This window comes from Arthrobacter sp. T2-23 (genome assembly GCF_055398325.1).
This window is the reverse complement of the sequence record NZ_AP027917.1, coordinates 3,365,490-3,377,097: the sequence shown is the minus strand read 5'-3', so window position 1 is coordinate 3,377,097 and position 11,608 is coordinate 3,365,490. Positions and strand designations below refer to the sequence as shown.

General features: G+C 69.6%; 9 protein-coding genes and 2 tRNA genes. 3 read left to right on the top strand and 8 right to left on the bottom strand.

The window, feature by feature from the left end:
* Positions 1-72: 72 nt before the first annotated feature.
* Positions 73-675, bottom strand: a complete 603-nt coding sequence (gene leuD, locus ACZ5Z0_RS15755) for a 3-isopropylmalate dehydratase small subunit (protein ID WP_138768993.1) — start codon at positions 673-675, stop codon at positions 73-75.
* Between the two features lie 42 nt (positions 676-717).
* The gene (gene leuC / locus ACZ5Z0_RS15750) at positions 718-2,172 is read right to left on the bottom strand and encodes a 3-isopropylmalate dehydratase large subunit (protein ID WP_464109225.1); all 1,455 of its coding nucleotides are present in this window, start codon (positions 2,170-2,172) and stop codon (positions 718-720) included.
* A 158-nt stretch (positions 2,173-2,330) separates the two neighbouring features.
* Between leuC and ACZ5Z0_RS15745 the strand changes: the two genes are divergently transcribed.
* Both ACZ5Z0_RS15745 and ACZ5Z0_RS15740 read left to right on the top strand, forming a co-directional pair.
* Positions 2,331-3,050 carry an IclR family transcriptional regulator gene (locus tag ACZ5Z0_RS15745; protein ID WP_138768991.1) on the top strand — a complete coding sequence of 240 codons (720 nt, stop codon included), beginning with the start codon at positions 2,331-2,333 and terminating at the stop codon, positions 3,048-3,050.
* A 34-nt stretch (positions 3,051-3,084) separates the two neighbouring features.
* Positions 3,085-3,630 carry a DUF1697 domain-containing protein gene (locus ACZ5Z0_RS15740; RefSeq protein WP_464109224.1) on the top strand — a complete coding sequence of 182 codons (546 nt, stop codon included), beginning with the start codon at positions 3,085-3,087 and terminating at the stop codon, positions 3,628-3,630.
* 38 nt (positions 3,631-3,668) lie between these two features.
* Here the strand turns inward: ACZ5Z0_RS15740 and ACZ5Z0_RS15735 are convergent, their stop codons facing one another.
* From ACZ5Z0_RS15735 to ACZ5Z0_RS15720, 4 genes are all read right to left on the bottom strand, one after another.
* Positions 3,669-5,285, bottom strand: coding sequence for a GTPase (locus ACZ5Z0_RS15735; protein WP_464109223.1), 1,617 nt, complete (start codon positions 5,283-5,285; stop codon positions 3,669-3,671).
* Positions 5,282-7,054 carry a dynamin family protein gene (locus tag ACZ5Z0_RS15730; protein ID WP_464110805.1) on the bottom strand — a complete coding sequence of 591 codons (1,773 nt, stop codon included), beginning with the start codon at positions 7,052-7,054 and terminating at the stop codon, positions 5,282-5,284. Before ACZ5Z0_RS15730 ends, ACZ5Z0_RS15735 begins: the two co-directional genes overlap by 4 nt.
* Positions 7,055-7,173: 119 nt before the next feature.
* A tRNA-Glu gene (locus ACZ5Z0_RS15725) sits at positions 7,174-7,249 on the bottom strand.
* Between the two features lie 142 nt (positions 7,250-7,391).
* Positions 7,392-7,463 (bottom strand) — tRNA-Gln (locus ACZ5Z0_RS15720).
* Positions 7,464-7,807: 344 nt separating this feature from the next.
* On the opposite strand from ACZ5Z0_RS15720, the gene ACZ5Z0_RS15715 reads away from it, so the two are divergent.
* Complete coding sequence (locus ACZ5Z0_RS15715) at positions 7,808-9,196, top strand: hypothetical protein (protein WP_464109222.1); 1,389 nt, start codon at positions 7,808-7,810, stop codon at positions 9,194-9,196.
* A gap of 88 nt (positions 9,197-9,284) precedes the next feature.
* Here ACZ5Z0_RS15715 and ACZ5Z0_RS15710 read toward each other — a convergent pair whose 3' ends face one another.
* Together ACZ5Z0_RS15710 and gltX are read right to left on the bottom strand one after the other, a co-directional pair.
* On the bottom strand, positions 9,285-10,022 hold the full coding sequence (locus ACZ5Z0_RS15710) for an HAD family hydrolase (RefSeq protein WP_464109221.1): 738 nt from the start codon (positions 10,020-10,022) through the stop codon (positions 9,285-9,287).
* Positions 10,022-11,557 carry a glutamate--tRNA ligase gene (gene gltX, locus ACZ5Z0_RS15705; protein WP_464109220.1) on the bottom strand — a complete coding sequence of 512 codons (1,536 nt, stop codon included), beginning with the start codon at positions 11,555-11,557 and terminating at the stop codon, positions 10,022-10,024. The genes ACZ5Z0_RS15710 and gltX overlap by 1 nt, the downstream gene beginning before the upstream one ends.
* Positions 11,558-11,608 lie beyond the last annotated feature (51 nt).

Genomic DNA, 11,608 nt, shown 5'->3' with positions numbered 1-11,608 from the left:
AAACAAAGAGTGCCGCCGTCGAGCCTTTCGACTCGATGGCGGCGCTCTGGACCTTCAGCCTGGGCAGTACAGCTAGGAGAGCTTGGCCGGCAGCGTCGTGGGCTTGAAGGCGGGCCGGGTGGCCTCGTACGCCGTGATGTCTTCCTCGTGCTGGAGGGTCAGACCAATATCGTCCAGGCCTTCCAGCAGGCGCCAGCGGGTGTAGTCGTCAATCTCGAACGGCGCGACGACGTTGCCACATTCGACCGTTTTGGAGACGAGGTCCACCTTGACCTCGGTGCCCGGGGCGTTTTCCAGCACCTTCCAAATGAGTTCAATGTCGTCCTGGGCCAGCTCGGCGGCCAGCAGGCCCTGCTTGCCCGAGTTACCCCGGAAGATGTCCGCGAAACGGGAGGACAGCACGGCCTTGAAGCCGTAGTCCTTCAACGCCCAGACGGCGTGCTCGCGGGAGGATCCTGTGCCGAAGTCCGGTCCGGCGACCAGCACGGAGCCGGCGCTGAACGGGTCCTGGTTCAGGATGAAGGCCGGGTCCTTGCGCCAGGCCGAGAAGAGCGCGTCCTCGAACCCGGTCCGGGTGATGCGCTTGAGGTAGACGGCCGGGATGATCTGGTCGGTGTCGACGTTGCTCTGGCGCAGCGGGACACCGATGCCGGTGTGGGTGGTGAACTTTTCCATGGCGGATCCTTCGTTGGCTGTGGGGACCGGTGCGGGCGGGCGCTATGCGGCGCCGGCGCGGTGGCCGGCGGACGCGGGCTCGGATTCCAGGTCCGACGGCGAACTCAGCGTGCCGCGCACCGCCGTCGCCGCTGCCACAACGGGCGAGACGAGGTGCGTGCGGCCGCCCTTGCCCTGCCGGCCCTCGAAGTTTCGGTTGGACGTAGAGGCGCAGCGCTCCCCCACCTCCAGCTGGTCGGGGTTCATGCCCAGGCACATCGAGCAGCCTGCGAAGCGCCATTCGGCGCCGAAGTCGGTGAAGACCTTGTCCAGGCCCTCGGCCTCGGCCTCCAGCCGGACCCGGGCGGACCCGGGCACCACCAGCATCCGGATGGTGGGGTCCTTGGTGCGGCCGCGGATGATGTCCGCGGCGGCCCGGAGGTCCTCCATCCGGGAGTTGGTGCAGGAGCCCAGGAACACCGTGTCGACGCGGATGTCCTTCATCGGCGTGCCGGGCTCGAGCCCCATGTACTGCAGCGCTCTTTCCGCGGCGGCCTTGGCGTTTTCGTCGCCGAAGTCCGCGGGGGAAGGCACTTTCGCGGACAGGGACACACCCTGTCCGGGATTGGTTCCCCATGTCACGAACGGTTCCAGGGTGTCGGCGTCGAGGTCCACCTCGGCGTCGAAAACGGCGCCGTCGTCGGTGCGGAGGGTGTTCCAGTACTCGACGGCGGCGTCCCAGTCCGCTCCCTGGGGTGCGTGCGGGCGGCCGTGCATGTAGTCGAAGGTAGTCTGGTCGGGGGCGACCAGACCGGCCCGGGCGCCGGCCTCAATGGACATGTTGCAGATCGTCATCCGGGCTTCCATGGACAGCGCCCTGATGGCGGAGCCGCGGTACTCGAGGACGTAGCCCTGGCCGCCGCCGGTGCCGATTTTAGCGATCACGGCCAGGATGATGTCCTTGGCCGAAACACCGGGGCGCAACGTGCCCTCGACGTTGATCGCCATGGTCTTGAAGGGCTTGAGCGAGAGCGTCTGGGTGGCCATGACGTGCTCCACCTCGGAGGTGCCGATGCCCATCGCGAGCGCGCCGAAGGCGCCGTGCGTGGAGGTGTGCGAGTCGCCGCAGACCACGGTCATGCCCGGCTGGGTGAGGCCCAGCTGCGGACCGACCACGTGCACGATCCCCTGCTCGGCGTCGCCAAGGGAGTGCAGGCGGACGCCAAACTCCTTGCAGTTGTTGCGCAGGGTCTCGATCTGGGTCCGGCTGGTGAGGTCCGCGATTGGCTTGTCGATGGCCAGCGTGGGAGTGTTGTGGTCCTCCGTGGCGATGGTGAGGTCCGGCCGGCGCAGCTTGCGGCCGGCAAGCCGCAGGCCCTCGAAAGCCTGCGGGGAGGTCACCTCGTGCACCAGGTGGAGGTCGATGAAGAGGAGGTCAGGCTGGGCGTTGGCGCCGTCGCCGTCCCCCTTGCGCACCACATGGGCGTCCCAGACTTTCTCGGCCAATGTCTTTGCCACGGCCTGCTCCCTTCACTGCTTCTTCGACGAGTGTCTATCTTCGTTGCCGCGCTTGGTCCCGGTCTCGCGGGTTGATGCTCTCCACTGAATCAGCACAACCGTCGGATGCGCCAGCGCAATGATTTGCATCTCAGATATTGAGACGGCAATATCATTACATGGACAATTCTAGTGGCGTCGGTGTCATCGATAAAGCGGCCCATGTGCTTGACGCACTCGAGGCCGGACCCACCACCCTGGCGCAGCTTGTAGCCGCGACCGGGCTGGCACGCCCCACGGTGCACCGCCTCGCGCTGGCGCTCGTCCACCACCGCCTCGTCAGCCGTGACATCCAGGGCCGCTTCGTCCTTGGGAGCCGGCTGGTGGAACTCGCCTCGGCTGCGGGTGAGGACCGGCTCATCGCCACCGCCGGGCCCGTCCTGATGCAGCTGCGTGACGCCACCGGCGAAAGCGCCCAGATCTTCCGCCGCCAGGGCGACTGGCGCGTCTGCGTGGCCTCCGCCGAACGCCCCATCGGTCTCCGCGACACCATCCCGGTCGGCACCCAGCTCTCCATGAAGGCCGGCTCTGCAGCTCAGGTGCTGCTGGCCTGGGAGGACCACGACCGCCTGCTGGAGGGCCTCCAGGCGGCCCGCTTCACGCCCACCGTCCTGGCCGGGGTACGACGCCGGGGCTGGGCCCAGAGCCTTGGCGAGCGCGAGCCCGGGGTCGCCTCCGTGTCGGCGCCCGTCCGCGGGCCCTCCGGCCGGGTGATCGCCGCCGTCTCTATCTCCGGCCCGATCGAACGCCTGACCCGCCAGCCCGGCCGCCTGCACGCCGAGGTGGTCTGCAATGCCGCCCGTGTCCTGACCGAGGCGTTGCGCAAGACCAACGACTGAGCCGGGCGTTCAGCTGCGGCGCTAGGCTGTGGCCATGAACAGCTATGCGGTCTTCCTTCGCGGCGTCAACGTGGGCGGCATCAACATCAAGATGGCCGAACTCAAGGCGGCCCTGGAGTCACGCCCCTTTTCGGCCGTGGCAACACTCCTGGCCAGCGGCAACGTGGTGCTGGCGAGCGAGCTTCCGGCCGCCAGGGTGAAAACCGAGGTCGAGGCCTGCCTGCGGGAATCCTTCGGCTATGAGGCCTGGGTGGTGGTGCTGACCGCTGCTCAAGTGGCGGCACTCGTGGAGGCCTGTCCCTACCCGGCGGACGACAAGGCCACCCACAGTTACATCACGCTGTCCTCGGATCCAGACATCCTTTCCGAACTGTACGACGCCGGCAGGGCCCTCGACGGGGTGGAACTGACCCGGCTGGGCCCGGAAGCCGTGGCCTGGCTGGCCCCCGCCGGCGGCACCCTCGACAGCCCGTTCAGCAAGCTCTCCTCCAAGGCCCGCTACAAAGCCAGCACCACCACCCGGAACCTGCGGACCATGCTCAAGGTCCGCGATGCCGCAAAGCGGCCGGACGCAGGTTAGGCGCCGACGCAGGTTAGGCGCCGGCGTCGCCGGGAACTTCAGCCCGCGGCCGACTTCAGTGCGGCGTTGAAAGACCGGAGACGGCTGACCTCCAGTTCCACCGGGTCGACCACGAGCCTCTCCGCGACGGCGGCGACCGAGGCGCGCAGCCGCCTGCGGGCCGCCGCGGCGCGGGCACGCGCCGCGGCGCCGGCAATGAACCTCGCCGCGAGGGCCAGCACGATGCCCAGCAGCACTCCCCCGGCCACCAGGACGGTCGGCACCGGCCAGCCCTGAACCCGCGGAACCTCCGGCACCGGCAGCTGGAAGTACGCCAGGGCCGCCAGCACTCCGAGCCAGCCGAGGCCCCCGAGTGCGGTGAGCAGGCCCAGCCACTGGATGACGTTGAAGGCCGTCCACCACCACGAGCCGCGCCCTGCCTTGAGATCGGTACCGGCAACGGCCTGGTCCAGGGCATCGGGGAGCTGCTCCCGGCCCTCCCGGGCGGCGCCGCGGATGACCGCGCGCCAGGGTCCGGGCGCGCCGTCGGACGCGGCGTCGGCAAACTGGCGCACCGCCGCGTCGGTGCGGGCCCTTTCCGGGGCCCCTGCGGGCGGCAGCGACGTCCGGTTCAGCTCCGGCCGCTCCCCCTCCCGGCGCAGGTTCAGCCGCCGCAGTGGGTCGGGACGGAACCGGACCAGCCAGCGTGTGACGGGCCAGCCGGTGCGGCGGGTGGCCTCCTGCCGGTAGGAGCGCGCGACGGCGTCGACCACCAGCGGAACGTTCGCCGCCGCAGCCAGCTCGCCGGCCAGCCGGTCCCGGGTGTCCGCCTTGACGCCGGCGGCCTCGCCCGCGCCCGACGCCTCGGCGAGCCGTCGCGCCGCCCGGTCCACATCCGCCGCGAGCCGCTGCGAGAGCGCCAGGCGCTGCATGGCCACCTGCCGGATGGCGGCGCGGACCTTGTCCACGCCGGTGCCCACGACGGCGGAGGCGCCCAGCACCTGGACTTTGCCCAGCCCGTCCCGCGCCAGGATGGCCTTGAGCGATTCCAGCACCGGGCGGATCTCGTGCTCGGGCAGCCGGTCCACCTGGTTCAGCACCACGAGTGTCACGGCCGCGTGCGAGGCGAGCGGGGCCAGGAAGTCATTGTGCACCGCGGCGTCGGCGTATTTCTGCGGGTCCAGCACCCAGACCAGCACGTCCACGAGCCCCACCATGCGCTGCACGATCTCCCGGTTTTCCGCGCGCGTCGAGTCGAAGTCGGGCAGGTCGAGCAGGATCAGCCCGGTCGTCTCGTCGGCGAACCCGGGCACGGCGGCGGCGTGGTGCCTGCTGCGGACTTCGAGCCAGTCCAGCAGCGCGTCACTGCCCTCGGCGCCCCAGATGCCGGCGAGCGGTTCGGAGGTCGTCGGGCGCCGCGCCGCCGCGGTCGCGATTTCGACCCCGCTGACGGCGTTGAAGAGCGATGACTTGCCGCTTCCAGTCGCGCCGAAGAACCCCACCACGGTGTGGTCGGCCGAGAGGGAGCGGCGGGAACTTGCCCGCTCCAGGACGCGGAGCACCTCGTCCAGGGTTTCCTCGGGCAGCGCGCCCGCAGCCAGCTGCCGGGCCTCGTCCAGGGCCTCAAGCCGGCGGTGCAGCTGTGAGGCCTCGCGGGCGGCGCCGTGCCGGTTCATGCCGCGGCCGCCAGCCGGCCGAGGGCCTCTGCCTGCCCGGCGAGGGCGGCCGGCGAAACCCCGTCGGATGCCTCCAGCCGGTCCAGGAAGCGTCGGCTTTCCGCCCGCAGGAGCCGCTGGCAGCGGGCCTGCAGGTCGTCCCGCGCAGTCTTGGCCAGTCGGCGCACGGCGTCCTCGCCGAAGACGGCTTCGAGCACGCGCTGGCCGACGACGGCGGTGCCGCCGGCCACGCCGATCTCGAGGCCGGTCAGGCCGGCGGTCATCGAGAAGACGACAATCATCAGCGCCGCACCCAGGCCGTTGATGCCGAAGGAGAGCCAGCGTGCCTGGCTGCGCTTGCCCTGGCCTTCGGTGCGGATCAGCTCCATCAGGCTGCCCTGCCACGCCCGGATCTCGGCGGCGACGGCGTCGGCGAAGCCCTCACTGGTGCCCGAGAGGTCGTCGGTGCCGAGCAACTGTCGCCCGGCCGGGTCCGACCGCCAGCGCTGGTCTGCCTCTTCGGCGGCGTTGGCGGCCTCATCGAGGATGACCGCCTGCAGGCCGGTCTCGATGGCCGTCTCCACCCGCACGGCCGGGGTGGGTTCGCCGCGGAAGAAGGCGCCCATCCGGTCCCGCAGCCGGCCGATGTTCTGCTCCATGACACGGAAGAACTCGCCCGTACCCACGAAGTCCTGCCAGCGGGCCAGGACCTCACCACGGAGCAGGGCGCCGTCCCGGGTGGCGTCGAGGATCCTGCCGACGGCCTGCTCGTAGGCGCCGCTCGCGTCACTGCCCAGCAGTTCGGCCGCACGGGACTGGGCCGTGACAGCCTCCGCGACGGCCCCCACCCGGCCGCCCAGCGCCTTGACCGTGCCGTTCAGGGTCCGGCGGGCAATCGCCGCACGGCCGGCGGCATCGGCGGCGAGGTCCTGGAGCCACTGGCGCAGCGGGGCCACGGCGTCGGCGGGCAGCATGCCCATCGCATCCAGCGCCACCTCGGGAACCACAAAGAGCCGGGCAGAGCCCAGGCCCTCGCGGCCGAGCATGGAGCGCAGGTCGGCACTCACCTCGGCTACAGCGGCCCCCGGCACGCGGTCAAGCACCACGGCCACCATGATGTCCCGGGAGGCGGCGTCGAGCAGCAGGCGCCAGGGCACGGCGTCGGCGTAGCGGTTGGCGGTGGTGACGAACACCCACAGGTCCGCGGCGGCCAGCAGTTGTCCCGCGAGCCTTCGGTTGTCATCCGAGATGGAGTCGACGTCGGGGGCGTCCAGCAGCGCGATGCCCGGAGGCACGGCCGGGTCGGCGGCGAGTACGAGCGAGGTGATGGCGCCGGCGTCAGGGGTGGGGCCGGCCTGGTTGGCGGGCAGTGGTACGTCGACCACGGTTCCGCGGATCCGGCTCAGGCTCGGCAGCACCCGCTGGTCCTCGAACCAGGCAGCGTCGCCGGGGTGGTGCAGCAGGATGGGTTGCCGGGTGGTGGGCCGGATGGCGCCGGCCCGGGTGACGGCGTGCCCCACGAGCCCGTTGACCAAGGTGGACTTGCCCGCGCCGGTGGACCCACCGACGACGGCCAGCAGCGGGGCGTCGAGGCTGCGGTAACGGGGCAGGATGTAGTCATCCAGCTGGGCCAGGGCCTGGCGGATGTCGAGCCGGGCCGCGTCGGCGCCGGGCAGGGCCAGTGGGAGCGACACCGCGGACAGCTCCCGCCGCACCGCCTCGAGCAGTTCGACGGCGGCGCCCTGGCGTGCGGCTTGTGACTGTTGGCCGGTGGGGCCGGCGCTTTCCATGGAGCTCACAGCATCATCATGCCAGTTGGACCGGCCGGTACCGGTGCGCTCAGGGCCGCAGTGTTCGCACCTTCGGACAACGAAAAACGGCCCCGGGCTGATGCCCGGGACCGTTTTGATGGTGACCCCAGCGGGATTCGAACCCGCGTTACCGCCGTGAGAGGGCAGCGTACTAGGCCGCTATACGATGGGGCCGTGTACTTCCAGCTTGCACTTCCGAACAGCATTTCTGCCGTTCAAGCCAAGTCAGTATTTCATAAACTCGGCATGTGTTCCAAATCGGCGCAGCCGCTTCGGAACCCCTGATTCGCCGCGGAAATCCGCGGTTTTTTCAGAGCTGGGATACCAGGACTCGAACCTAGAATGACGGTACCAGAAACCGTAGTGTTGCCAATTACACCATATCCCAATGGAACTTTCGGGCCGGTTTCGCAGGTCCATACCCGCGCTCCCAGCGCCTCAGCACGAGTAATTACTTTACCCGAGACTCTTCTCCGGCACAAATCGGGCCTTCCCGCTGGCCCCACCGGCCCCGCAGTTCCTCGCCGGGCGGCACTTTTCGGGATTAATCCGCGAAAACCCTTGCCAATCGGGCCCGGCCAAGTTTACGCTCGGTAAGTTACCAATGAGTAACAACTCCTCCCACACCCAGTTGAGGGCGGAGCAACGTTCAATTTCGAATGTTAGCTGCATCACATATTGGGGGGCCGGTAGCAGAGCCGTTGCCGGCGAGATCGTCGAGAGGAAGAACCTGTGTCACAGAGTCGTGCCGCCACCGCCCCGACCCGCACCCGTGCGCAACAGATCGCCATCGCCGTCCTGGCCCTGCTGCTGATTGCGCTGCTGGGGTTCTACACCCTGGTTACCGGAAGGATCACAGACGGATCCGCGAAGCTCAACGACGGAGCCGGGCAGGCCGCAACCGGCGCCCAGCAACTCAAGGACGGCGCAGGCAAGCTCGCCACCGGCGCAGGACAGGCCGACACCGGCGCGGGCAAGCTCTCGGAAGGTGCCGAGAAGATCCGCGCCGGAATCGCCGGCAAACTCGCCCCTGGCGCGGACCGGCTCCAGGAAGGCGCCAGCGCGCTGGCCGCGGGCGCCGTCAAGATCGAGGCGGACGTCAACAACAAGCTGGCCCCCGGCGTGTACAAGGTCGACGACGGCGCGCAAAAGCTGGCCGCGGGGGCCGTTCAACTCTCCGCCGCGCTCACCCCTACCGCCGCGGGCAACGCCGAGAACAACCTGGCCGACGGCGCCACGCAGCTCGACGCGGGGGCCGGGCAGCTGGAGGCTGGAACCACCCAGCTGGCGGCCGGCACCGACCAGCTGAAGGGCTACCGCGGGGCGAACAACGACCCGGCGGCGGGTACCGGAACCGCGGCACTCTCCCAGGCCCTCGAACAGCTTTACGCGGCGGCCAACGATCCGCTCCAAGGGGCTGTCCCGCTGGCCGTGGTCAAGGACAAGATCGCGAAGATCCTCGCCGGTGCCCAGCGCCTTGATGCCGGGGCATCCCAGCTCCAAGCCGGCGCTGCCAAACTCAGCGCCGGAGCCGGCCAGCTCCACGCTGGCACCGGCAAGCTCACGGCCGGGTTCGACACCCTGGCGGGCAAGCTCAACAGCCGTGATCCCAACAGCCCGGGCGTGGTCATGGGCACCGCCCTGCTGGCCGACGGCACCTCGAAGATCCGGGTCGGCATGGACGGCGTTCCGGGCGACCCCGAGCACCCTGGCCTGCTCAAGGCCACGGCCAAGATGACCGATGGCAGCTCGCGCCTCGCCGACGGCACGCTGGCCCTGAACGCCGGCATCAAGGGCGACCCCGCTGATCCGGCCAACCCGGGACTGCTGAACGGTTCCTCGGCGCTGGCATCCGGCGCAACGCAGCTCTCGGAGGGCAACACCAAACTGGCCTCCGGCTCATCGCAGCTGTCCGCCGGCGCCGACAAACTGGCCGACGGCAACGCCAAGATTGCCGCGGGCACCGGCACGCTGTACTCCAGCGCCGCGGCTGTCTCGCCGTCGAACATGATCAAGGCCGACGTCGCGGTGGCCCTGGGCCTCGTGGCACTCCTTGCCCTCGGCGCCGTCGGAGGGTACCTGGCCCTGCGGAACCGCCGGCTGGCGGAGAAGACGGCCTAGCCAACAACAAACACCATAAGAAGAGGCCCTGCGGAGTTTTCCTCCGGCAGGGCCTCTTCTTATGGATTGGAGCCGAGCCGCTCCGGCGTCAGGCCAGCAGTTCCAGCAGCGAGGAGACCTCGCGGCCGGCGAAGCCCGGGGCCGGTTCGCCGCTGCGGTTCAGCCAGACGCCCAGCAGTCCGGCCGCCGTCGAGCCCTCCGCGTCGAGCAGGCGGTTGTCCCCCACGTACAGCGTTTCGCCGGGGCCGATGCCCAGCCGGCGCACGCCTTCGAGGTAGATCGCGGGATCCGGCTTGGGCACGCCCATCGTGTCCGTGCCGACCAGGACGCCGATGCGGCGCAGCCCGGCGGCGTCGAGCTTCACCCGCTGGTAGTCGTGCACGTTGTTGCTGACCGCTCCGTACGGGACGCCGGCGGCGTCGAGCGCGTCCAGCAGCGGTGCCACGTCGTCGAATGCCCGGATGTAGCTGTGCTGGAGGCTGGCGTACGAGCTCACCCAGTGGTGGGCTTGTTCGCCCTCCTCGAGTTCGACGCCGAAGTGCCCCAGCGCGGCCCGGCCGCGCAGCAGCCGTTGTTCGTTGAAAGTCAGTTCGCCGGCCAGGTAGCGGTCGTAGAAGTGGGTCGTCTCTCGGGTGAAGATCCGACCGAACCGCTCCCAGCCGGCCTCGTCGAGGCCGGGCAGGAGGTGCTCGCTGACGCCGCGCAGCGCCGACGTCATCGCGAACTCAAGGTCCACCAGGGTGTCGTCGATGTCGAAGAGCACCCCTCGGATGCCACCGAGACCGGCAGCAAGGACCCCGCTGCCGGTGCCGGCCCCGCCGTTCATCAGCCGCGGAAGGCGCGCAGGCGGGCCAGGGACGAGTCCTTGCCCAGGATGACCATGGACTCGAACAGCGGCGGGGAGATCCGGCGCCCGGAGACGGCGGTGCGGACGGGTCCGAAAGCGAGGCGCGGTTTCACGCCGAGGCCCTCGACGAGTGCCTCCTTGAGGACGGCCTGAATGTTGTCCGCGGTCCAATCGGCGACGGGCTCGAGCGCCGCCAAAGCGGCGTCGAGAACCTCGGTCAGGTTCTCCGGCAGGCCCTTGCGGGCGTCATCGGCGACGTCGATCGCGTCGTCGGCCTTGAACAGGAAGGCGAGCATCTCCGGGGCTTCGCCGAGCAGCGAGATGCGCTCCTGGATCAGCGGCGCCGCCTCGGAGAGGATCTCCTCGTCGCGGGCGGTCAACTGTTCCCCGACGAGGCCGGCGGCCTGCAGGTAAGGAACCAGGCGCCCGCGGAAGTCCTCCGGGGCCAGCATGCGGATGTGCGTACCGTTGATCGCTTCGGCCTTCTTGATGTCGAAGCGGGCCGGGTTGGCCAGCACGTCGTTGACGTCGAAGTTCTCGATCAGCTGATCCACGGTGAAGATGTCTTCGTCGGCGGAGAGGCTCCAGCCGAGCAGGGACAGGTAGTTCAACAGGCCTTCGGGGATGAAGCCGCGGTCCCGGAGCAGGAAGAGGTTGGACTGGGGGTCACGCTTGGAGAGCTTCTTGTTGCCCTCCCCCATGACGTAGGGCAGGTGGCCGAACAGCGGCAGGTAGCTGGCGACGCCGATGTCCATGAGCGCGCGGATCAGCACCACCTGGCGGGGCGTGGAGGACAGCAGGTCCTCGCCGCGCAGCACGTGGGTGATTCCCATCAGCGCGTCGTCGACCGGGTTGACCAGGGTGTACAGCGGCGAGCCGTCGGCGCGGACGATCACGTAGTCGGGGATGCTGCCGGCTTTGAAGGTGATCTCGCCGCGGACCAGGTCGGTGAAGGTGACGTCCTCGTCCGGCATCCGCACGCGCAGTACGGGCTGGCGGCCCTCGGCCTTGAACGCGGTGAGCTGTTCCTCAGTGAGGTCGCGGTCGAAGTTGTCGTAGCCGAGCTTGGGGTCGCGGCCGGCGGCGCGGTGGCGGGCCTCGACCTCCTCCGGGGAGGAGTAGCACTCGTACGCGTAGCCGGCCTCCATGAGCTTGGCGACGACGTCCTTGTAGAGGTCCAGGCGCTGCGACTGGCGGTACGGCTCGTGCGGGCCGCCCACTTCGACGCCTTCTTCCCAGCTGATGCCGAGCCACTTGAGGGCTTCCAGCAGCTGCTGGTAGCTCTCTTCCGAGTCACGCGCCGCGTCGGTGTCCTCGATGCGGAACACGAACGTGCCCTTGGTGTGCTTGGCGTGCGCCCAGTTGAAGAGGGCCGTGCGGATCAGGCCGACGTGCGGGGTGCCGGTGGGTGACGGGCAGAAACGGACCCGGACCGGGGTTTCGGCGGTGACTTCACGGGTCATTTCCGTGGTGGCAGTGCTGGAGACGGCGTCGGGCGCGGTGGGAGTAGTCATAGTGGTACCAACTTTACCGCGTGCCCGGCGCCGGATTCCGCTACAAAACCG